The sequence below is a fragment of the Pseudoduganella buxea genome (genome assembly GCF_009720835.1).
Taxonomy (GTDB): Bacteria; Pseudomonadota; Gammaproteobacteria; order Burkholderiales; family Burkholderiaceae_D; genus Rugamonas; species Rugamonas buxea.
Genome location: NZ_WNKZ01000013.1, coordinates 35705 through 59550, shown reverse-complemented (window position 1 = coordinate 59550; position 23846 = coordinate 35705). Strand labels below are relative to the sequence as shown.

13 protein-coding genes are annotated in these 23846 nt (G+C 67.5%); 3 read left to right on the top strand and 10 right to left on the bottom strand.

Annotated features, from left to right (window positions below; genetic code table 11):
- Positions 1–5: 5 nt before the first annotated feature.
- The 10 genes from GM672_RS07215 to GM672_RS07170 all read right to left on the bottom strand — a co-directional run bounded on the left by GM672_RS07215 (position 6) and on the right by GM672_RS07170 (position 19926).
- A complete protein-coding gene (locus tag GM672_RS07215; RefSeq protein ID WP_170299958.1) occupies positions 6–764 on the bottom strand; it encodes a ThuA domain-containing protein in 759 nt (252 codons plus the stop codon).
- The gene (locus GM672_RS07210) at positions 761–2959 is read right to left on the bottom strand and encodes a beta-glucosidase family protein (protein ID WP_155469872.1); all 2199 of its coding nucleotides are present in this window, start codon (positions 2957–2959) and stop codon (positions 761–763) included. Before GM672_RS07210 ends, GM672_RS07215 begins: the two co-directional genes overlap by 4 nt.
- A 34-nt stretch (positions 2960–2993) precedes the next feature.
- Positions 2994–5864: a glycoside hydrolase family 31 protein gene (locus tag GM672_RS07205; protein ID WP_155469851.1), complete on the bottom strand. Its 2871-nt coding sequence runs from the start codon at positions 5862–5864 to the stop codon at positions 2994–2996.
- A gap of 32 nt (positions 5865–5896) precedes the next feature.
- Positions 5897–7528, bottom strand: coding sequence for a DUF5597 domain-containing protein (locus tag GM672_RS07200; RefSeq protein WP_229417592.1), 1632 nt, complete (start codon positions 7526–7528; stop codon positions 5897–5899).
- A gap of 30 nt (positions 7529–7558) precedes the next feature.
- Entirely contained in the window at positions 7559–10585 is a 3027-nt protein-coding gene (locus GM672_RS07195) for a TonB-dependent receptor (protein WP_155469849.1), read from the bottom strand.
- A 108-nt stretch (positions 10586–10693) separates the two neighbouring features.
- Entirely contained in the window at positions 10694–13081 is a 2388-nt protein-coding gene (locus GM672_RS07190; protein ID WP_155469848.1) for a glycoside hydrolase family 95 protein, read from the bottom strand.
- On the bottom strand, positions 13078–16461 hold the full coding sequence (locus GM672_RS07185) for a GDSL-type esterase/lipase family protein (RefSeq protein ID WP_155469847.1): 3384 nt from the start codon (positions 16459–16461) through the stop codon (positions 13078–13080). The genes GM672_RS07190 and GM672_RS07185 overlap by 4 nt, the downstream gene beginning before the upstream one ends.
- 151 nt (positions 16462–16612) lie before the next feature.
- The gene (gene xylF, locus GM672_RS07180; protein ID WP_155469846.1) at positions 16613–17617 is read right to left on the bottom strand and encodes a D-xylose ABC transporter substrate-binding protein; all 1005 of its coding nucleotides are present in this window, start codon (positions 17615–17617) and stop codon (positions 16613–16615) included.
- Positions 17618–17643: 26 nt separating this feature from the next.
- Complete coding sequence (locus GM672_RS07175) at positions 17644–18693, bottom strand: aldose epimerase family protein (RefSeq protein ID WP_229417591.1); 1050 nt, start codon at positions 18691–18693, stop codon at positions 17644–17646.
- 12 nt (positions 18694–18705) lie between these two features.
- Positions 18706–19926, bottom strand: a complete 1221-nt coding sequence (locus GM672_RS07170) for a XylR family transcriptional regulator (RefSeq protein ID WP_155469845.1) — start codon at positions 19924–19926, stop codon at positions 18706–18708.
- A gap of 265 nt (positions 19927–20191) precedes the next feature.
- Between GM672_RS07170 and GM672_RS07165 the strand changes: the two genes are divergently transcribed.
- The 3 genes from GM672_RS07165 to GM672_RS07155 all read left to right on the top strand — a co-directional run bounded on the left by GM672_RS07165 (position 20192) and on the right by GM672_RS07155 (position 23846).
- Entirely contained in the window at positions 20192–21889 is a 1698-nt protein-coding gene (locus GM672_RS07165; protein ID WP_155469844.1) for an AMP-binding protein, read from the top strand.
- Between the two features lie 86 nt (positions 21890–21975).
- On the top strand, positions 21976–23226 hold the full coding sequence (locus GM672_RS07160) for a sensor histidine kinase (RefSeq protein WP_170299962.1): 1251 nt from the start codon (positions 21976–21978) through the stop codon (positions 23224–23226).
- Positions 23223–23846, top strand: coding sequence for a response regulator (locus GM672_RS07155; RefSeq protein WP_155469842.1), 624 nt, complete (start codon positions 23223–23225; stop codon positions 23844–23846). Before GM672_RS07160 ends, GM672_RS07155 begins: the two co-directional genes overlap by 4 nt.

The window sequence follows — 23846 nt, the reverse complement described above, 5'->3', positions numbered from 1 at the left end:
AACCCCTACTTCGCCTTGACGCCCTTGCCCGTCGCCGCCCAGTAGATGCCGCCATACAGGTGGTGGCGGAACACGGCATCCTCGTACGTTGCGGGCAGGTGGCCCAGCGCCGTATAGAAGGCGCGGCCGCCGTCGTGCTGCTGGTACCAGCTGACGGGGTGGAAGCTGCCCATGCCCCGCCCTGGCCGGTCCTTGACAACGGCCGGCTGGTAGCTGCTTTCGTCCACCGTCAGCAGGTAGTGCAGCTTCGACGATTCGGCCGGGTGGAATTCGTACCACTCTTCCGTGAACAGGTTGCGCGGTGCGAAGCGCTCCATGCCGGGAAAGCCGGCATCCTCCACCTTCAGCGAGGCCGTCTGCACGGGCGGGTGGGTGTGGAACATATGGCCGGCCAGCTGGCGGTACCACGGCCAGCCGTATTCCGTATCGGCGGCGCTGTGCACGCCCACATAGCCGCCACCGGAACGGATATAGCGCTCGAACGCGGCCTGCTGGTCCGCGTCGAGCACGTCGCCCGTCGTCAGCATGAAGACGACGGCCTGGTATTTCGCCAGCTCCCTGTCGTTGAAGACGCGGCCCGCGTCAGCGGTCCAGAAGACGTCGAAGTCATGCAGCTTGCCCAGCTGCTGCATGGCCGCGACACCCGCATGCACGGACTCGTGGTGCCAGCCGGCCGTCTTGGTAAACACCAGCACGTTGAACTGGGCCGCCAGCACGGCCGGTATCCAGCAGGCCGCCAGCGCGGCGACGGCCAGCCTTTTCACCGGGCCGCCCGTTGCAGGGCGACGGGAATCGTCGCCGCGCCTACCTTGACGGTACTGGTGGCCACCGGCGCGTCGGACGCCGTCGCCAGCGTGAAGGTGTAGTCGCCCGGCGCCACCTTCCATGCGCCGGCCCTGGTCGAATACACGGCCAGCATCCGGGCCGGCACCGTGACGGTGACATCGCGCCGTTCGCCCGGCTGCAGCAGCAGCTTGTCCCAACCGGCCAGCCGGCGCGGTGCCTCCCAGCCGGCCGCGGGTTTCGCGGCCGCATACACCTGCGGCACGGCGTAACCGGCGCGCGTACCCGTGTTCTTCACCCCGAAGGTGACGGCGACGTCGCCCTTGCCGGCGGCACGTGCCGTCATGCCGTCGAAGGCGAAGGTGGTGTAGGACAGGCCGTGGCCGAAGGCGAACAGGGGCTTCTTACCCGTCTTCTCGAACCACTTGTAGCCGACCGCGGCGCCCTCGATGTTGTAGTCCGTCTTGAAGCGGCCCGTCTTGCTGGCCGGGTCGCCGTCGATTTTCGGGCGCGGCAGCTGGTCTTCCGATACGGGGAACGTGGCCGGCAGGCGGCCCGCCGCGTCGACTTCGCCCGTCAGCACGCGCGCGATCGCCTCGCCGCCGGCGCTGCCGGGGTACCACGCGGCCAGCACGGCAGCCGCCTTGCCGACCCACGGCATCGTCACGGGTCCGCCCGTTTCCAGCACGACGACGGTGCGGCCGTTCGCCGCTGCGACGGCGTCGATCAGCCGGGCCTGCCCGTCGGGCAAGGCCAGCGACGGCACATCGAAGCTTTCCGCCGTCCACTGCGTGCCGAACACGATGGCGATGTCGCTGGATGCGGCCAGTTTCGCGGCCGCCGCCACGTCCTTGCCGTCGTGGTACACCACTTCGGCCTTCGTACGCGCGGCGAGCGCCTTCAGGGGCGAGGACGGGAAGTAGATGATGGGGCCGGGGAAGCCCTGCGGCCCTTCGCCCTTGACAGGGCTGCCGCCGACAGGGTGGACCTGGCCCGCGCCGCCGCCGGAAAGCACGCCCACGTCGGCATGGCCGCCGATGACGGCGATGCGCTTGATGCCGCCGGTCAGAGGCAGCACGCCGTTACCGTTCGTGAGCAGAACGATGCCCTCCTCCGCACCGCGCCGGCTCACCAGCGCATGGGCGGCGAAGTCGATCTTGTGCGGCTCGACGACGGGCACGGGATTGTCCAGCAAGCCATTGGCGATCATGGCGCGCAGGATGCGTTGCACCATGTCGTCCAGCCGTTTGGCCGGCACATGGCCGTTTTCCACCGCCTCGCGCAGCGCCGGGCCGAAATACGGCGACGCATCGAAGGGCCAGCCGGACTGCTGGTCCAGCCCCGCCAGCGCGGCCGGAATGGTCGAGTGCACGGCGCCCCAGTCGGACATCACGTAGCCCTTGTAGCCCCAGTCGCGCTTCAGTACCCGGTTCAGCAGGTAGTCGCTTTCGCAGGCATACACGCCGTTGACGAGGTTATACGAGCACATGACGGAACCGGGGTCGCCCACCTCCGTGGCGATCTGCAGCGCCAGCAGGTCCGACATGCGCCCCGCTGCATCCTCGATCTGCACGTCGACCGTGGTGCGGTTGGTTTCCTGGTCGTTGAAGGCGAAGTGCTTGATGGTCGAGACGATGCCGTTGGACTGGATGCCCCGGATCTGCTCGCCCGTGATCAGGCCGGCCAGCAGCGGGTCCTCGCCGCCGTACTCGAAGTTGCGGCCGTTGCGGGGCTCGCGCATCAGGTTGACGGAGCCGCCCAGCATCACGTTGTGGCCGGACAGCCTGGCCTCCTTGCCGATCATGGCACCGGCCTCGAAGGCCAGCTTGCGGTTCCACGTGGCTGCCGTGGCCAGGCCGGAAGGCAGCGCGGTGCGCCCGCGGGGCGCCGGCGATGGCTGCGTGGCCACGCCGATGCCGGCATCGGTCTGGTGCTGCGGCGGGATCATCAAACGCTCGATGCCGTGGATGAAGCCGGCCGTGTAGTTGATGCCCTCCTTCGGCCGCGCCACGCCGTTGAAGTCGGTGGAAAAATAGCCGAACACGAGGCGCAGCTTCTCGTCCTGCGTCATCTGCGCCACCAGGGCAGCGGCGCGCCCGTCCGGATCGCCGGGCGGCTGGGCCCCGGCGGAGGCGACGAACAGGGCAGCCGATAACGCGGCCGCGGCACGGACCATGGGTTTCAAGCGAAGTTTCACGGTGCGCGCCATCCTACAGTTTCACCGTCACGGGTTTGCCTTCGTACGTCACTTCCTTGTCGGCCGTGTCCAGCGTATCGGCCGACGACGTACCCGGCTTGACGAAGTGGACGCGGAAGGTACGCTTGCCCACCATGCCCTTGTACTGCCCTTCGCGCGCGCCGATGCTCAAGGTTCCGGTGTGCTCGTCGTAGCGCAGCGGGATACGGGTGAACTCGCCGCGCCGGTAGGCTTCCGTGACGCCGTCGTCCTCGTAGAAGCTGAACTGGCCGCTGGCGCCCGTGTAGACCTTCAAGGTGATTGGGGCGTCGGGCTTCTCGTCGACGTACTGCGTGACGGGTCCCATCGGCACGATGGCGCCCGCCTTGACCAGCAGCGGCATCTGCGTTTCAGGCGCCTTGACCGTGATGGTCTTGCCGCCCTCGTGGCGTTGGCCGGTGAAGTAATCGTACCAGGCTGCGCCCTTGGGCAGGTAGACGCTGCGCTCGCGCGCGCCGTGGGCGTACACGGGCGCGACCAGCATGGCGCTGCCGAACAGGTACTGGTCGCGGATGTCCTTGACCTTCTCGTCCTTGGGGAAGTCCATCACGAGGCCGCGCATGATGGAGCCGCTGTTGAAGTGCGTGTCCGACGCCGTGGCATAAATGTACGGCATCAGGCGGTAGCGCAGTTTCAGGTACCACACCATCGATTCGCGCGTGGGCGAGCCTTCCGGCGCCAGGTTGTAGATTTCGCGCTTGACCACTTCGCCGTGCGAGCGGAACAGGGGCGAGAAGGCGCCGAACTGGAACCAGCGCAGGTTCATCTCCTGCCACTCGGCGATGTCCTCCGGCTTGGCCTTGCTGCCGTCGACGGTGCGGTTTTCCTGGGCCGAGCCCAGTTCGCCCGTCTGGAAGCGGGTCTCCTGGGCGTAGCCGCCGATATCGTGGGTCCAGTTCGGGATGCCCGACATCGACATCTGCACGCCCGCCGAGATCTGGTCGTACAGGTTGTTCCAGCGGCCGACGATGTCGCCGCTCCATACGGCCACGGCATTGCGCTGCACGCCGGCGAAACCGGAGCGCGACAGGATGAACTGGCGCTTGTCCGGCTGGTCGGCCTTCAGGTGGTCGTAAAAGCCCTGGGTGTGGGCCAGGCTGTAGCTGTTGAAGGTCACTTCGCCGGGGCCGTAGACGGTCGGGCCGATCAGCTTCTTGAAGTCTTCCAGGCGCGAGTTCGACAGCACGTCCGGTTCCGTATTGTCCATCCACCACGCGTCGAAACCCAGGTCGACCAGCTTGGTCTTCATCTGGCGGTAGTACATGTCGCGCGCCTTCTGCGTGTACGGGTCGTAGTGGCTGTTCTTGTAGCCGGGGCCGACCCAATCGAGGTCGCCGTTCTCCACGTTCTTCGTCCACATGCCGCCGGCCGCCGCGAGCTCCTTGTAGTTGTCCGTGTCCGAGTAGAACTTGCCCCAGATGGAAATCATGATGCGGGCGTTCTGCTTGTGCACCGCGTCGACCATGCCTTTCGGGTCGGGGAAGCGCTTCTTGTCGAAGTCGTGCGAGCCCCAGCCGTTCTCCGGCCAGTAGAACCAGTCCTGCACGATATTATCGAGCGGCCAGCCGCGCTGGCGGTATTGGGCCACCGTATCCAGCAGCTGCTGCTGGGTTTCGTAACGCTGGCGCGACTGCCAGAAGCCGTAGGCCCATTTCGGCATCATCGGCTGCTCGCCCGTCAGGGTGCGGTAGCCGCCAATGACGTTGTCGATACTGGTGCCACGGATGACGTAGTAGTTCAGGCCCTCGGCCAGCTCGGACGACATCGTCAGCGAATGGCGCTCGGGCTTGGGCAGCGGGTCGTTGTGCGTCATGGCGATCATGCCGCCCTCGGGCTTCCAGTCCAGGTGGAACCTGACGGGCTTGCCGGCCGTGAAATCGACCTCGAAATTGTGGTACCAGGGGTTCCAGCCCTGGCGCCACACGTCCAGCGTCTTCTTGCCGTCGATGGTCAAGGTGGCGTAGTCGGACGAATACATCTGCATCTTGTGGCGGCCCGGCTTGTCGGAGGTCAGCGTGCCTTCCCACACGACGCGCACGTCCTTCAGGCCCTTCAGGGGCCCCAGCTCCTTGGGCCAGAACTCGGCCACGTCCTTCAGGTACTGGTATTTGATGTCCGATTCGCGCCGCGTCAGGGCCAGCTTGCCGCCGACGTAGTAGCGCGCCGTCAGTGCACCGGCCTTGCCGTCGGCATCCGCCAGCTTCAGGTCCCGTTCCATCGGGCCGTAGGGGCGCGGGTCGCCGAAGCGGGAGATGCCGTTGTTATCCCACAGCAGGCCGTAGTTCTTGTCCGAGACGACGAAGGGCACGGCCACGTCCATATTATGCTGCAGCAGCTGCACGTCCTCGCCGTTCAGGTTCATCTGGCCGTTCTGGTGCTGACCGGTGCCGTAGAACGCATCCTTCGTGCCATGGTTGAAGCCCTGCTTGACGGCCAGGAACTGACGCCCTTCCAGGTTTACCGGCGTGATGGATTCGGAAGCCTGCTTCAGGAACACGCCCCCTTTCGGATCGGCGAACTGCACCTGGCCGTCGGCCAGCGACACGGTGGCGACGATGCGTCCTGCCGTCAGCGCCACGGCGTTGCCCGTCTTCTTCACGTCGAAGCGGCAGGCGCAGGGCTTGGCCACCGTCATCAGCGACGGCGTCAGCTGCTTGCCGGCCTGGTCGACCTTGACGACGTGGACGATATTGTCGGCCATCAGTTCCAGGCGAATCTCCTTCGCCGCCCCCGTATCGGGCGTGACGGTGATGCCGCTGACGGTTTGCTGGAAGGTACCGGCCAGGGCCGGGCTGCATGCGATGGCGAACGTCATGCACGCCAGGCTGATTGTCTTCAATTGCATAGTCTGTTGTCCCCGTCTTGTCGGTGGCTGTTTTAGTAGGTGCCCAGCTTCACGCGCAGCACCGTCGGCCGCGCCATGAAGTTCAGGCCGTAGTCGGTCTGGTCGCCGTTCCAGTTGCGTTCCATGACCCAGCGGCCCTTGTAGTCGAACTGGCCTTCCTCGACCCGCGCATACATCGATGGCTTGCCGTCGTTGGCGCCTGCGCCTTCGAACTTGATGCGGGCGCGCTGGCCGACGACGATGAATTCATTGTCGCCGATCTGCGCGACGGCCACGCCGCCATTGGGCGTCTCGGTGCCTGCCGGCCTGTCCTGGATATGAGAGAAGTACTTCGCTTCGCCGAACTGCCATTCGCGGAACGACACGGTGGCCTTCCAGCCCCGCATCGTGAAGCTTTGCGGCGCGCGGTCGTCGCCCTCGGCCACCCCGTGCGTGCGGCCGTCGTAGGCCCACTGGGCCCACTGGCGCATCATCGGGCGGAACACGCCGAATACGGTGCCGAAGGGCTCGACCATCGTGCGGTCGGTGGCTTTCGCGCCGAGCGGGAAATTGCTGTAGTCGGCGTAGTCGATGCCGAACGGCGCGAAGCCGATGGCGCCCCGCCCCAGCACGGCGTAGGCATAGCGCGCATAGCCGGCGGCGTTGCCAATCTCCGGCACGAACAGCGCATTGTCGGGGCGCTTGAATTTGTCGAGGGTGGCGGTCACCTTGTTCGATGCGGGTTCGTAGATGTCCGGCCCGGCCACGTCGATATGGGGCGCGGCCGCCTTGTAGATGCCGATCACGTCATAGGTCGGGCCGCCGCTGGCGAAATTCTTCTTCCACGGCGCGAGCGGCTCGACGGCGTCGCGCAGCGCGTTATTGACGAACATGGGCAGGTCGTACACGGCGCGGCCGGCCTTGGCGATCTCCTCGATATAGCTGGCAATCGCCCACGTGTGGAAGTACTGCTCGGCGTAGTCGCCGTAGACCTGCTTCCACGTGCCGCGCGCCGCGCCCGGCACGGGCGCCTTCTGCAGCTTCAGCACTTCGGCGGGCACCGGCTGGTTGAACGCCGCCTGCGCCGCAGCGCCGTAATCGCGCGCCCAGCCGTAGGTGCCCACCTCGTTCTGCACCTGCACCATGATGACCGTATGCTTGTCGCCGTCGATCTTCTTCAGGTGCTTCATCAGTTCGACGAAGGCCTTGCGGTCGGCCTTCAGGGTCTCGGTGCCGTGCGGCGACAGGCAGTAGATCGGCTTGCCCCCTTCATCCACCATGCGCGGAAAGCGGGCGTTGTTGAACTTGACCCACTCCGGCACATAGCTGGGGCCCGTGTTCTTCCACGTGCCGAACCACAGCAGCACCAGGCGCACATTGCGTTCGCGCGCCTGCGCCACCAGGGTGTCGACGTAGCTGAAATCGAACTTGCCTTCGGTGGGCTCGACCTGCTCCCACGCCACGGGAATCTCCAGCGTGTTGGCATTGGCGTCCGCCACGGCGGCCCACACCTTGGGCAGCGCCGCCACGTAGTTGCTGGAGTTGTGCGCCTGCGCAGCCAGCATCGTGAACGGCGCGCCGTCCACCAGCAGCGCGTGGCGCCCGTCCTTCTGCGCCATGCGGGGCAGCTCGGCGGCCCCCGCGCCGGCGGCCACGAGGGCGGCGGCCAGCGCCAACGATGTCATTTGTTGGGAAATCGTTTTCATATGCACCCGTCAGAATGAGTAACGCATCTGGGCCGTATAGCGCGCGCCGGACACGAACCAGGCGCGGCCCATCATGCCGATCCCCTGCTGCATCAGCTGCTTGGCCTTGGCATCGGTCAGGTTCTGCGCTTCCAAGCCGATCGACGTGCGCTCGTTGATCTGGTACGACAGCGATGCATCGAGCTGGCCGTAGTCGTCCGACCACAATGGCAGCGCCCAGCCGACATTGCGCTGGCCCACCGTCGCGCTGGCCGGATTGGTATCCGTACCGTCGCCGCCGCGCGTGCCGTTGACATTGAGGCCCTGCAGGTTCTTCGAACGCCAGCTCCATGCCATGCGTGCCGACCACGGGCCTTTGTCGTACAACAGCGCCAGGTTGTACGAGTTGCGCGACAGGTATTGCAAGGGCAGGTTGCCGAACGTGCGGCCGTCCGTGTCGCAGCCATTCAGGTTCAGGTTGAGGTTGGCGGCGGTGTTACCGCCGGAGCAGTAGGCCGCGAAGGTCGAGTTGTACGGCTTGGTGGTGCTGTCGACGAAGGTGTAGTTGACCTGCACACCCAGGCCGGAAAGGGCGCCAGGCAGCTTGTCGAAATACTGCTGATATGCGATCTCCACACCGGTGGCGCGGCCCCTCGCACCGTTGACGGGGCCCGTCACCGTGAAGTTCTGCATGGTGCCGTTGACGTCCGGGATCTGGTAGTCATACGACTGCTTGATGATGACATCCTTCAGGCGCTTGTTGAACAGCGCGACGGTCAGCGAGCTGGCACGCCCGAAATACCATTCCGCCGTCAGGTCGACCTGGGTGGCAGTGGTGGGACGCAGCAGCGGATTGCCCTTGCCTTCACCCGTCAAGGTCATGCTGTTGACCACCGTGCGGCTCTCCAGCAGGTAGTTGGTCAGGTCGATGTTCTGGGTCAAGGTGGCATAGCCCTGCAGGTCCTTGAAGTCGGGGCGCGACATTGCGCGCGACAATGCGAAACGGAACTGCAGGTCGTCGCGTGCCTTCATGCGCAGGTTCAGGCTGGGCAGCACATTGTGGTACGACTTGGCGTAGGACCTGTCGCCCGCGAACGCCGGAATCACCGGCACTGCCGGTCCCGTCACGGTATTGCCGGGCGGGATAGTGACCGTGGGTGGCGTGAACACCGTGTAGCCACGCGCTTCCATGTCCGTCTTCACGTAGCGCACGCCGATGTTGCCGTCCACGGGGAAGCGCCAGTTGTCGAAGCCGAAGCGCAGCTGCGTGAACAGTGCCTTGGTCTTTTCCGACTGCTCGTTCATGCCGGCCGGGTTATCGCCGAACTTGGCCGGACTCCAGGTGGCGCAGTTCTGCGCCTGGCCGGTTCTGGCGGCACGCTCGGCGCAGAGGATATTATGGAATTCGTGCAGCGCGGCGTACGACCCAGGGAAGCCGGTCGCCCACGAGGTATCGGGGAACACCAGCGACGGTACGTTCGCCTTGCCGTTGAAGAAATTATCAAAGGTGGTCAGGTGGGTTGCGCCGGAAAAGCGTGGATCGGCCAGCCAGGCCAGGTTGTCGATATTGTTCCCAAGCTGCCAGGTCTGCGAGATGGGCGACCAGTTGTAGTCGGGGTTCGAGTTCTCGTTGACGGAATCGCGCTCGGTCAGGCGCACGCCGAAGCGCAGGTCGCGCAGCACGGGATGGTCGAAGGTGTACTTGGCGTCGCCCTTCCACGCCTTCGATTCCACCACGCTGCGGTCCAGGTGCTCCTGGGTAAAGGCCCAGTAGTAGCTGTTCGGATTGGCCAGGTAGGCGCGCTGGGCGTCGTTGAAGATCAGCTGCGGCAGCTTGCCGGAAAAGTCCACCCGCTGCTCCGGCATCAGAACGCCGGTGGCGACGGTCGAATCGAGGCTGTTGGTCTTTGCCTTGATGCGTTGCAGGTCGGACGTAAACGACCAGCGGTCGTTGGCGCGCCAGGAGACGTTCCACGAGATGTCGGTCGTATCGGATTTGCGGTTGGCGATACGGGTGTCGTCGCCGTAGTTGATGCCGGCGTCGACGCGGTCGTACATCGTCCCGGTCAGCAGCGCGCCGGAGGGGCTGTAGGTGGCGCCGGGACGCAGGCCGATATTGTAGGGGCTCGACGCGGCGAACAGGGCCTGCTCGTCCCACTGCATTTCGTACTTCGACTTGAAGTAGGTCAGGTGCGAGCGCAGGTCGGCGTTGGCCTTCCATTGCAGCGCGCCGTACAGGCCCTGGCGTTCGCGGTCGAAGTTCAGGGTGCGCCACTGCGCCCCTTTCGGCACCCAGACGGTCCGGCCGGGTTCGATGTCGTTGCGCGGATAGTAGGGCTCGACCTGCATGCCGTCCGTGCGGGTGCCGCTTTCCGAGTAGGCGTAGTCGAACAGCGCGCCAATCTCGCCGATGCCCGTCTTCCAGCGGTTCGACAGCAGCACGGAGCCCGACGGCGACCATTTGCCCTTCCTCAGCTCCGAATAGGTACTCTGGGCGGAGATGCCGACCTTCGGCCCCTTGAAGTCGAACGGCAGCGCCGTGCGCAGGTTGACCAGCCCGCCGATGCCGCCTTCGATCTGCTCGGCCGACGGGTTCTTGTACACGTCCAGGCCCGCCATCAGCTCGGGCGGCACGTCCTCGAAGTTCAGCGAGCGCCCGCCGTTGGCGGAGAAGGAATCGCGTCCATTCAGTTCCGAGCGCACCATCGACAGGCCGCGGATGGAGACGCCCGAGCCTTCGACGGAATAGTGTTCCGGGTCGCCCCGGCTCATGGTGCGGTCGATCGTGACGCCGACGACGCGCTGCAGCACTTCCGTGACGGAGCGGTCCGGCAGCTTGCCGATGTCCTCGGCCACGATCGAGTCGACGATCTCGTCGGAATCCTGCTTGAGCTTCTGGGCCGATTCGATCGAGCCGCGCTGGCCCGTCACGACGACGGTAACGGGCGCATCGCCCGCCGGGTTGGCCGCGGCCGACTGGGCATACGCGGCCTGCGACGACAGCATGGCGATCTGCGCGACAGCCAGCGCGATCGCGGTGAGCTTGAACTGTTTCAAAGCGTCTCCTCGGTTATTCAGTACGAAACTACTCTTTTAATGCCGAATATTGTCTGTTCATTGCAAACGGGCGGCAATTGCGAAATTCACCAAATCGGCAAACGATATTTAGCCCGGCAGCCGTGCCAGCGCTGGTCCCAGCCGCCCTGCCTGACCCGCATTCAGGCGCAGGGTCACGCTCTTGCCGCCATGGCGCACGCGCACGTCGCGCGCCCTTGCGCCCGCGACGTCGCGCACCGTGGCCGACACCAGCCGTCCGCCGGCCCAGGCCACGTCCACTTCCCAGCCGCCTCGGGCGCGCAGGCCCCGCACGGCGCCGTCGGGCCAGGCCGCAGGCAAGGCCGGCAGCAGGTCGATGGCGCCGTCGTGCGACTGCACCAGCATTTCAGCAATGGCTGCGGTGGCGCCGAAATTGCCGTCGATCTGGAACGGCGGGTGCGCGTCCAGCAGGTTCGGGTAGGCGCCGCCGGCGTTGTTGTGCTCCGTGCCCTGCGAGGCCTGCTTGGCGGCCCGGGCGCCCGGCTTGGCCAGCAGGCCGCGCAGCATCGTGTACGCGCGGTCACCTTCGTGCAGCCGGGCCCAGAAGGCCATCTTCCACGCCATCGACCAGCCGGTGCCCGCGTCGCCCCGCGCCGCCAGCGATTTGCGGGCCGCCTCGGCCAGCGCCGGCGTGCGTTGCGGCGTGATCTGCCGCCCGGGAAAGACGCCGAACAGGTGCGAGACGTGGCGGTGCGTGTCCTTCGGCGTGTCCAGCACCGGGTCGCTCTTCTCCTCCAGCCATTCCAGCAACTGGCCCCAGCTGCCCACGCGGGGGCCGGCCAGGCGGTCACGCGCCTGCGCTACCTGGCGGGCAAAGGCGGTATCGACGCCCAACGCCCGCGCGGCCCGCACGGTGTTGTCGAAAACGTCCCACACGAGGGCCTGGTCGTAGGCCACGCCATCCTCGACGGGGCCATGTTCGGGCGACCAGCCATCCGGCGCCACCAGCCGGCCGTCCGGCAGCCGCTTCAGGTAGTCCAGCCAGAACCGGCTCACTTCCTTCATCAGCGGATAGGCGGTACTGGCGAGGAAGGCGCGGTCCTGCGTGAAGGCATAGTGCTCCCAGAAGTGCAGCGCGTACCAGGCATTGGCCGTCTTGTTCCACCGGAAGCCCGTGTAGCCGAAGGGGTTCGACTCGGTGCGCACGGTCCAGCCCCGCACGGGCCGGCCATCGGCGCGGCGGAACGATTCCACCGGCTCGGCCTCAAGCCGCTGGCCGGCGTCGCCCGCGTTCGACGGCGGCGGGCCATGCCTCGCGCTGTGCGCCACCAGGCGTTGGTAGGCCGGCACCATGGCTTCGACAAAGCCGAACAGCGGCATGGCCAGCTCCGACAGGTTGGCCGTCTCCGCCGGCCAGTAGTTCATCTGGATATTGATATTGGTGTGGTAGTCCGCATTCCACGGCGGCGTCAGGCTGTTGTTCCACAGGCCCTGCAGGTTGGCCGGCAGCGGCCCGCGCGAACTGGCGATCAGCAGGTAGCGGCCGTACTGGAAGAACTGCGCTTCCAGTTCAGGGTCGCCGCCCTGCATCGTGTAGGTGTCCAGCCGCCGGTCGGTCGGCAGCGTACGGCGCTCGCGCGGGGCGGCGCCCACGTCCAGGTCGACCCTGCCGAACAGGCGGCGCCAGTCCTGCGTGTGCGCCGCCTGCAGCACCGGCCATGGTTGGGCAGCGGCCTGCGTTACCTGCCGCGTGACGCGCGCCAGCGGATGGGGGCCCTGGAACTGCACGGCCGGGTTGCGCGCATAGCTGGTGCCGGCGCCGAGGATCAAGGTGACGGCATCGCAGCCGGTGAAGCGCACGCTGTCGCCCTCCATCGTCACCGTGCCGCCTTCGTGCAGCACCTGCACCTGGCTGGCATAGCTCATCGCGTTGGACGACGGCGGCTGGAAGGCCGGCGTCCACTGGTTGCCCAGCGCCGGCGTGACGACGAAGCCGGCCAGCGAACCGGTGGAATAGATCCGGTTGCCGGCGGCGACGACGTGGGCGCCGTGGCGGTCCGTCAGCCGCACCACGCCCGTATGGGCACCGGGCCGGTCGGCGGACAGGCGCACGACGATGACGTCAGCCGGGTGGCTGGCCAGCACTTCGCGCGTATAGCGCACGCCGCCGTGCACGTAACTGACCGTGTGCAGCGCGCCGGCCAGGTCGAGCGTGCGGCGGTAGTCCGTCGCCCGCTCATGCCCCGGCAGCTCGACGAGCAGATCGCCGAAAGGCTGGAAGGCGCCCATCGTCTTCTCGTCGCCCGTCCACAGGGTGATGTCGTTGAACTGCAGGTGCTCGCGCCCCGGCTGCCCGAACACCATGGCGCCGATGCGGCCGTTCCCCACCGGCAGGGCCTCCTGCTCCCAGCCCTGGTCGGTCTCGGCGGCGGGTTTGTCGTAGCGCAGGGTCAGGTCCGGTGCGGCCCTGGCGCCCGCGGCCAGGATGGCGAGCACAAAGAACAGGCGAATCTTCATAATGCCTCGCCGTAGACGATGCCGCGGCCCGCCGTGCTCATATACACGCGGCCGAACACGTTCATGTCGCCGACGATGAAGCGGCCGTCGCCGGGCCCGCCGTACTGGTGCGCGTCGTCGTTGATGCGCTGCCACGTGAGGCCCATGTCCAGCGAGCGGTGGACGCCGCGCCGCGCCGCCACCGTGCCCCAGATGTACACAGCCGGATACGAGGCACCCTCGGCCGCCTTGCCGAAGCCGACGGCGCCGCAGTAGTGGACGTCCGGCAGCCGGGCAAACGCGTGGCCGCCGTCGATCGAGCGGGCCAGGCCGCCGTCCTTCAATGGCACCCACACGTCCCCTGCCCGTCCTGGCGCGGTGCCCAGCACGTTCGAGCCGCCCGCCGGCAGGGTGGCCATGACGGCGAAGGACTTGCCGCCGTCCGTGCTGGCAAGGAAAGCGCCGTCCTGGTAGGCGTAGAAGCGCTCCGGGTCGACCGGGTCCGCCACGGGCCGCGCATCGGCCTTCAGGCCGGTCACCTCGGTCCAGTGCCTGCCAAGGTCGACGGTGCGCCAGCTGCGTGCCGATTTCGCTGGGCTGTGCAACAGCACGCCGCCGTCGGCCGACAACGCCAGCTGGCCATTTTTACCCTTCACCGATGGCGCGGCCTGCCAGCTTGTGCCGCCATCGATGGTGGTGTACACGTGCGCGCCGGCACGCGCCATCACGGCCGGGCGTGCGGCCGCCAGCGCCAGGCCGAAGGTCGTGCCCATGCCCGGCTGGTGCGTCGGGCTGTAGCGGGCCGGATCGCGGTGGACGAAGCCATCGACGTCGCCGACGACGGAGATCATCGGCCCGCGCGGCACGCTGACCATATTCAGGGGCACCGTCTCTTCCATGCCCGCCACGTCGAAGCGCCACGTCGCCGGCGTGGCATCCAGGTCTGCCGTGCTGAACACGCCGTTGCCGGACGTGACCCAGGCGGCCCGTCCGTCGAAGGGGTCGAAGGCGATCGAGCCGGTCCAGTGGATGCCGTGGCCCGCGATCCAGTCGATGCCGGCATTGTCGCGCGCGAAGCCCCGGGCCACCACGTCGGTCCAGCTGGCACCGCCGTCGCGGGACAGGAAGATGCGGTCGCCCTTGGCGTCGCCCTGCGGCACGAAGGTATTGATGGTCGAGGCCAGGATGCGGCGCGGGTCGTTGCGGTCGACGGCGATGCCGCTGAAGGCGCTGCGGATGCCGGGCGGCGTCGCGTCCTGCCAGGTGCGGGCGTCGATGGTGTAGCGGAAGACGCCGCCCCGCTTCACCGGCTCCGGCTGGGTAGCGTTCGGATGGGGACCGGCACCGTCGGCGAAGGTCACGTACAGCTTGCCGCGACCGTCCAGCGCGGCGCGGTGGGGCATCAGGCCTGGCGGCGTGCCGGCTACGGGGACGAAGGTGGCGCCGCCGTCGTCGCTGCGGTACAGGTTCGGGCCGACACTGCCGAAGCGCGAGATGCCGACGAACAGGCGGCGTGCGCCATCTGGCGTGGCACTGTCCGGATCGGGCAGCACGAAGACGATGCCGGCGCCGTTGGGCGTCGTCGTCACGTCCAGCGCGGCGTTGCGGCGCCACGTGGCGCCGGTATCCGAGCTGACGAACAAGCCATCGGCGCGGCTTCCGGCGTACAACACGTTGCCATTGGCGGGATCGACCGCCAGGCGCTCGCCGTTTTGCCGGCCCATGCCGTTGCCATGGGTCTTGAACTGGGCCGTCACGTCCGTGATGGCGAAGCTCTTGCCATGGTCGTTCGAGCGCAGCACGGCCGTGCGCCCGCCGTTCAGGTAGGCGATGCCTGCCAGCAGGTAGACACGCGCGGCGTCGTTCGGGTCCACCGCCAGCGCATCGACGCCGAGAAGGCCGGTCTGGTCCTCGGACACCCAGTCCTGCAGCGCGTGCCAGCGACCGGTGCCGGCATCCCGGCGGTAGGCGCCGCCGACATCGGTGCGGGCATACACGACACCCCGCTCGCCGGTGGGAATGACGGCGGTAACGAAGCCGCCGCCGCCGATGGCGACGCTGTCCCACCGGTAGCCGCTCAGCAGCTTTTGCAGCACGGGTTCGAGCGCCTCGGCCCACAGCGCGTAGCCGCGCGCGTTCGGGTGCAGCAGGTCCGGCATCACGTCCGTCGGCAAGGTGCCGTCCGCCTGCAGGAAAGCGGCCGACACGTCGTGGTAGAACACGGATTGCTTATCCGCGAAGGTGGAGAGAAGGCGGTTGATATCGTTGTTGATGCGGCGGTAGCGCGTGTCCGGCGCCGCGTCGCGGGGGAAGATGCCCAGCACCAGCACTTTCGTCGACGGCATGCGCCGGCGCAGTTCCTCGATGATCCGTTTCAGGCCGGCGGCTGTCGTGGCCGGGTCTTCCTGGCGGTGGCCCGTGTTGTTGGTGCCCGCCATCAGCACGGCCACTTTCGGCGCCAGGCCATCGACTTCGCCATGCTGCAGGCGCCACAGGATGTTTTCCGTGCGGTCGCCGCCATAGCCCAGGTTCAGCGCGTTGTAGCGCGCATAGCGCCGCGCCCACTCGTCCTTGCCTTCCTTTTCCCAGCCCTGCGTGATCGAGTCGCCGATGAATACGAGCTCCGGCATCTTGCCGCTGGACCGGCGTTCGGCGATCTCCCTGAGCTTGGCCTCATGGCGCGGCATCCACCAGTCGAGCGCCCACGGTTCCGTCAGCGGTTCCGGCGTGACGGAGGCGGTGCGGTAGTCCGGGCACGTGGCATTGGGCTTGCCTTGCCGCTTGAAGCGCACATTGGCCACGGCCACCTGGCCGGCGCCGTTGCCTTCGATGGCGAAGGGCTGCCGGATGGCCGACAGGTCGTCGCCGTCGTGGACGAAGCAGCGCAGGGCGAATTCCACGTGGCGCCAGCCCTTGCCCGCCGCCGCGCGCGCCGGCAGCACATACGGCACCTTGCGCTCGCAGTCCTTGCCGCAGTCGAAGCGGAAGTAGATGCCGCCCTTGCGCATGTCGGGCACGTCGAGATCGAAGGCCAGCACGCCATCGGGCAGGTGGGACCGCAGGTCGAGGGCCCTGCCGGCCTCGCCGCCTTCGATGCGCAGGCTGGCGTACCACGTGTCCTTGAAGGTCAGCAGCAATGCATCGTCCTTGTGCTGCTTCGTGATGCGCGCGGCGCGCACCATCGCGGCAGGCTGCTTCGGATTGGGCGGCGCGGCGGCGGCGCGGCCGGCCAGCCGGGCCTGGGCCTCGGGATTGGCGACCGTGACGTGCCAGCCGGCGGCGGCGCGGCCATCGTAGACTTCAATGTCGGCGGCCGGCGCCGCATGGCCCCAGCTGGCCAGTACGGCCGTGGCGAAACCGGCCAGCGCGCGCAGCGCGGGCCAGGAACGTGTTCTGTGCATGATGTACTCGTGATCGAATTCGGGGACTGTCCCGGACTTTCGGAAAGGCCTTGTCGGCGCATTCGGGGACTGTCCCGGACTATTCCGGGACAGTCCCCGATTTTTCCGGGACTGTCCCGGATTCGGCTGACGTTTCGGGCAAGCCGGGCGCTTACTTGCCGGCCAGTTGCGCGCTGGTGTAGAAGCCGTCCTTGACGAGCAGGTCGACATTGGCTTTCGTCAGCGGTGTCGGTTTCAGCAGCACCGTGTCGACTTTCTTGAAACCGTTGTCATACTGGGCGTTGAAAGCGGGCTTTTCGTTGCGTACCAGCTGGATGGCCAGCTTGGCCGCTTCGCCGGCGATGGCCTTCAGGGGCTTGTAGACCGTCATGGCCTGGGTGCCGGCGACGACGCGGCGTACGGCCGCCAGGTCGGCATCCTGGCCGGAGACGGGTACCTTGCCCGACAGCTTCTGCGCCGCCAGCGCCTGGATCGCGCCGCCGGCGGTGGCGTCGTTCGAGGCCACCAGCGCGTCGATCTTGTTGCCGTTGGCCGTCAGCGCGTTCTCGACGATCGTCATCGCCTCGGCCGGGCTCCAGTCCTTGACCCACTGCTTGCCGACGATCTTGATGGCGCCCTTGTCCACCAGCGGCTGCAGCACGGCCAGCTGGCCCTCGCGCAGCATCTTGGCGTTGTTGTCCGTCGGCGCGCCGCCCAGCAGGTAGTAATTGCCCTTCGGTGCCCGTTCGACCAGGGCGCGCGCCTGCATTTCGCCCACTGCCTTGTTGTCGAACGAGATGTAGGCGTCCAGGTCGGCGTTCAGCGCCAGCCGGTCGTAGGAGATCACCTTGATCTTGGCCTTCTTCGCCTCCTTGATGGCATTGCCCAGCACCGTGGCGTTGTACGGCACGATGACGATGGCATCGACGCCGCGCGCGATCAGGTTCTCGATCTGGGCGATCTGTTTCTGCTCGCTGCCGTCGGCCGACTGCACATAGACCTTGGCGCCCAGCTGGCCGGCGGCGGCCACGAAGTAGTCGCGGTCGCGTGCCCACCGTTCCAGCCGCAGGTCGTCGATGGAAAAGCCGATCTTCGGATTCTTCGCATCCGCGCTGGCCGGCCCGCTGCTCATTAACAGGACCGATGCCGAAACGAGTACGCCGAGTAGTTTTTTCATGCCTTGTCTCCTTGTTGGTGATGTGATCAGCACTGCAGCGACAGCCGGTAGACCGTGGTCTGGCGGTACACCTGGCCCGGGCGCAGGATGACGGCCGCCGCGTGCTGGCCGTTCAGCTGGTCCGGATAGGCGCCCGCCTCCAGGCAGAAGCCGTCGTGGCGGGCGTAGGGCTGGCGACTGCGGCCCTGCACGCCCTCCAGGCAGTTCCCGCTGTAGAACTGCAGGCCCGCCTCGGTGGTGGCCACCTGCAGCTGGCGGCCCGAGCCCGGGTCGTACACGCGCGCCACCGTGCGCAGCGAGTTGGCGCCGCCGGGAATGTCGTCGGACAGGCAGTAGCAGTGGTCGAACCCGCCGGCCAGCCGGATCTGCGCGTCCGGCCAGCGCAGGCGCGGGCCGATGGCGGCCGGCTGGCGGAAGTCGAACGGCGTGCCGCCCACCGCCATGCGCCCCACGGGAATGCCGGCCGGGTCGATCTGCAGGTAGTAATCCGCGTCGATCTGCAGCATGTGGTCGCCCACGTCGCCGCTGCCGCCGTTCAGGTTGAAGTACGGGTGCGACGTCAGGTTCACGGGCGTGGGCGCGTCGGACGTGGCCTGGTATTCGATGGACAGGCAGCCGTCGTCGTCGAGCTGGTAGAACACCTGCACTTCCAGGTTGCCGGGGAAGCCGCCCTGCCCGTCCGGCGACACGTGGCGCAAGGTCAGGCCGCCGTGCGCCATCACGCCGCGCCATTGGGCGCAGTGGAAACCGGCCTCGCCGCCGTGCAGGTGGTTGCCGCGGTCGTTGACGTCGGCCTGCACGGTGCGCCCGTCCAGGGTGAAGCGCCCGGCCGCGATGCGGTTGGCCCAGCGCCCGATGATGGCGCCGAAGTAGGCGGGATTGTGCAGGTACTGCGCGTCGCTGGGGTAGCCCAGCAGGACGTCGGCCATGCGGCCGTAACGGTCCGGTGCCCACCACGACACCAGCGCGGCGCCCCGCTCGCTGACCGTCACGCGCATGCCGAGGGCATTGCGCAGGGTGAACAGCTGGGTATCGGCGCATGCCATGGGGAGGGTCGGTGCTGATTTGAAGTTCATGACCTTGGGCTTTCAGGCTTGTAGATCGGGTATGCCCAACGGGGGCAGGCCCAGTGCCGGCGCGTTGCTGCGGGCCCGCTCCTGGTAGGCGCGCGGCGTGCAGCCAAGCTCGCGCTTGAACACGGAATGCATGTACTGGCTGGACGTGAAGCCGCACTTGATGGCCACGTCCGTCAGGTTGCAGTCGCCCCGGTCGAGGAAGCCGATGGCCGCCTCCAGCCGCAGGCGCAGGATCTCGTCGTGCACCGAGCAGCCCAGCTCCTGGCGGAAGTAGCATTCCAGCGTCGAGCGCGAGATGCCCACGTAGTCGGCCACCTGGTCGGTCTTGATGCCCTGGCAGGCGTACTGGCGGATGAAGTGGCGCGCCCGCATCACATGCGGATGCTTGGCCCGTTCGTGCTTGCTCGACGCCAGCACGTTGATGCCGGCCGGCGGCACCAGGATGCGCGTGTCGGCCAGGCGCACGCCGTGCAGCATCTGGTCCAGCAGGTGGGCGGCGGTGCGGCCCATCTCCTCGGCGCCCTGGATCACGGAGCTCATCGGAATGCGGGTCAGCATGCGCGCCAGCGGATCGTTGTCGATGCCGATCAGGGCCACCTGCTCGGGCACCTCGATGCCGGCCAGCGCGCACGCCTGCAGCAGCTGGCGGGCGCGCGCATCGGTGACGGCGATGATGCCGACCGGCTTGGGCAGGCTGTGCAGCCAGGCGATCTGCTGCTCCACGGCCTCGTTCCACAGGGGGGCGCTGGTGCACTGGCCGCGGTAGATTTCCGGCTCCAGCTTGTCGCGCCGCATCAGGTGGCAGAAGCCCTTCTCGCGCTCCTGCGCCCAGCGATTCTCCTGCGCTTCGGGCAGGCTGAACATCGCCAGGTTGCGCAGGCCCGCCTCGATCAGGTGATCGTAGGCCAGCTTGATCAGCTTGAAGTTATCCGTCGCCACGTAGGGCACGCCGGCCGGGTAATCGGCCGGGCTGTCGTACGACCCGCCGACGGCGACGACAGGCACGCGGCAGGCCGCCAGCGCGTCGGCCACTTGCGGATTGTCATAGTCGGCGATGATGCCGTCCCCCTGCCACTGCTCGATGCCGGACAGGCGCAGCCGGAAGTCCTCTTCCAGGAACAGATCCCAGGCCGTGCGCGTACTGGCCAGGTAGGCGGCGATTCCCGTGATGACTTCGCGGTCGAAAATCTTATTGGCATTGAAGAGCAGCGCGATGCGGTGCGTTCTCAGCATATTGTCTCCCCTCACTCCGAGTTGCACCATTGTAAAGTTATGTAAGGCTATCTGGTGCCGTAGCGGGCTTTGTTGCATTTTGCTTACACAAGGGTCCGGCCGCAATTGCGAAAACCAACGGCGGCGATTGCGTTTCTTGTCGAGTCTGTTGCCAGGAAAAATCATCAGATTCACTTATGCAAGTAACGATGGCCCGGCGTTGGCAAGCGGCGCGCCATGGTGCTAGGCTGGCGGCGCAAGCCACCATAAAAATGCAGGAGACACCATGCAACAACAGAAAAGCCAAACACCCAGCTATGTCCACGGCGCGCACGACGTGCCCCTGATCGGCGCCACCATCGGCCGCCACCTGGCCGGCATCGCCGCCCGCCACGGCAGCAACGAAGCGCTGGTCGTGCCCCACCAGGGCATCCGGTGGACGTATGCCGAATTCGACGCGAAAGTGACGGCCGTCGCGGCCGGCCTGCTGGCGCTCGGGCTGGCGCCGGGCGAGCGGATCGGCATCTGGTCGCAGAACTGCGCCGAGTGGGTGCTGGTGCAGTTCGCCACGGCCCGGGCCGGCCTCGTCCTCGTCAATATCAACCCGGCCTACCGTCGCTCGGAGCTGGAATACGTGCTGGAGAAGGTGCAGTGCAGCGCGCTGATTTTGGCGCCCGCCTTCAAGTCCAGCGACTACCTGGCGATGGTGCAGGACGTCGTACCGGAACTGCGCCAGGCAAGGGACGGCATCGTGCGCTCGGCCAGGCTGCCGGCGCTGCGCCACGTGATCCGCCTGGGCAGCGAGGCCACACAAGGCATGCGCAACTTCGATACCTTGCTGGCCGCGCCCGATGCGGCCCAGCTGGACCGGCTGAGCGAACTGGAGGACGAGCTGCAGTTCGACGACGCCGTCAATATCCAGTTCACCTCCGGCACCACGGGCGCGCCCAAGGGTGCCACCCTGACCCACCACAATATCCTGAACAACGGCTTCTTCGTCGGCGAGGCCATGCGCCTCACGAGCGCGGACCGCCTGTGCATTCCCGTGCCGCTGTACCACTGCTTCGGCATGGTGCTGGGGAACCTGGCCTGCGTGACGCACGGCGCGACGATGGTCTTCCCCGGCGAGGGCTTCGAGCCCAAGGCCGTGCTGGAGACGGTGCAGGCCGAACGCTGCACGGGCCTGCACGGCGTGCCCACGATGTTCATCGCCCTGCTCGACCACCCCGACTTCGCCCGTTACGACCTGTCCACGCTACGCACGGGCATCATGGCCGGCTCGCCCTGCCCGGCCGAGGTGATGAGCCGCGTGATCGGGCGCATGCACATGAGCGAAATCACGATCGCCTACGGCATGACGGAGACGTCGCCCGTCAGTTTCCAGAGTGCTGTCGACGATCCCGAAGCGCTGCGGGTGTCGACCATCGGGCGCGTGCATCCACACCTGGAAGTGAAGATCGTCGACGCCGCCGGACGCATCGTGCCGCGCGGCGTGACGGGCGAGCTGCTCACGCGGGGCTACTCCGTCATGCTGGGCTACTGGGGCGACGAGGAACGCACCCGCGAGGCCATCGATCCGGCCGGCTGGATGCACACGGGCGACCTGGCCGTCATCGACGAGGGAGGCTTCGCCACCATCGTGGGCCGCTCGAAGGACATGGTGATCCGCGGCGGCGAGAATATCTACCCGCGCGAAGTGGAGGAGTACCTGTACCGCCACCCGAAAGTGCTGGACGTGCAGTGCGTGGGCGTGCCCGACGAGAAGTACGGCGAGGAGCTGTGCGCCTGCATCGTGGTCCGGCCCGGCATGTCGGCGGACGAGGACGAGATCCGCGCCTTCTGCAGCGGACAGATCGCCCACTACAAGATCCCCCGCTACATCCGCTTCGTCGACGCCTTTCCGATGACGGTGACGGGCAAGATCCAGAAGTTCCTGCTGCGCCAGCAGGTGGCCGAGGCGCTGGGGCTGTCGAAAGGCGTGTAGCGGCGCGTGGTGCCATGACCAATGGCACTGCCTGCATCGGCCGGTGCTGGCATACAATGCCCATCCCGCCAATCGCGAGATCGACAATGCCAGCGCCGCATCGCATCTTCAACCTTCCTCCCTGGAGCTTCGCCGTCGCCACGGCGGCGCTCTTTTCCAGCCTGCATATCGCCGCCATCCTGGCAAGCGGCGCCGGCCACACGCCCCTGCACAACCCCGTTGGCCTGGCCGTGCTGTCCGTGACCACCTGGGGCAGCGGCGCGCCGGTGACGGGCCGGGATGCGGCACCACTGCTGGCGGCTTTTGTGCCGTATGCACTGGCGAAGGCCGTGCTCGTCGGCCTGATGACGGTGTGCGTGGCCGGCGCCTGCCGCACGGCGGCACCGGGACGGCGCACGGCGATGCTGGCCGGGCAACTGGCCTGCGTGACGGTGCTCGACGCCCTGCCCCTGCATGTGCTGCTGGCGGCCCAGCTGGCGATGCTGCTGCCGCTGCGCGCCGGCCTGGCCTGGCTGGCGGCCCAGTACCTGCTGGGCGTGCTGGTCGACGTCTTCCTCGTGCTGGACATGGCCGGGCGCGTGAAGGCGTCGCCGCAATGGTCGATGCTGGCCTACCTGTCGCTGGAACGCACCGTGCTGGCGGCGGCCTTCCTGTTCGGCCGCCTGGTGCTGCGCGAGCGCCGCATGCGCCTGGCGCTGGCCTCGGCCCACGCGCAGATCCTGGCGACCCAGTCGCTGCTTGGCGAAACGGTGCGCGGCGCCGAACGCATGCGCATCGCGCGCGACCTGCACGACACCATGGGCCACCACCTGACGGCGCTGAACCTGCACCTGGACCTGGCCACGCGGCAGGCCGGCGCGGCTGGCGCGCCGCCTGCTTCGCTGGCGACGGCAAGGCAGATCGGCACTAGCCTGCTGGCCCAGGTGCGCGGCGTCGTCAGCCAGACGCGCCAGGACCAGTCGGTCGACCTGGCCGAAGCCGTGCGCATGCTGTGCGCGGGACTGCCCACCTTGCGCACCGAGCTGCACATCGACGCTGCTGCGTCGCTTCACCCGGCCACCGTCGCCCATGCGCTGTTCTGCTGCATCCAGGAAGCCGTGACGAATACGCTGCGCCATGCCGGTGCCAGCCGGCTGACGGTTGAGCTGACCAGCGTCGGCAACATGACCGTGGCGCGCATCGCCGACGACGGCCACGGCCGGCCGGCCACCGAAGGCAATGGCCTGCGCGGCATGCGCGAGCGCCTAGCGGAAGTCGGCGGCGAACTGCACCGCCCCGCCGCGCCCCGCGGCTTCGTGCTGGAATTGCGCGTGCCCCGGGCCGGGGTGCCGGCATGATTCGCGTGGCGCTGGTGGACGACCAGATGCTGGTACGCAGCGGCATCAGGGGCCTGCTCGACTTGACGGACGATATCCGCGTCGCTTGGGAAGCGGCGGACGGCATCGATGCAGCGCGCAAGCTGGCCGATACCCCTGTCGACCTGTTGCTGCTCGACGTGCGCATGCCCGGCTGCGGCGGCATCGACCTGCTGCGCAACCCCGCGCTGGCCCTGCCGCCGACGATCATGCTGACCACCTTCGACGACGACGACGCGCTGTTCGAGGCGATGCGCCTGGGCGCGCGCGGCTTCCTGCTGAAAGATATCTCGCTGGAGCGCCTGGCCGACGGCATTCGCGCCGTGGCGGGCGGCGCCACGCTGTTCCGGCCGGCGCTGACCGAGCGCACGCGCGCCTCGTTCGAACGCGAGGGACGGCATCAGCCGACGGCGGTACTGACGGCGCGCGAGACGGAGATCCTGGCGCTGATGGCGGCGGGCCTGTCGAACGGCGAGATCGCGGCCAGCCTGGGTTCCAGCGAAGGCACGGTGAAGAACCACGTGTCGAGCATCCTGTCCAAACTGGGCGTGCGCGACCGCGTGCGCGCCGTACTGCGGGGGATCGAACTGGAATGCATCTGA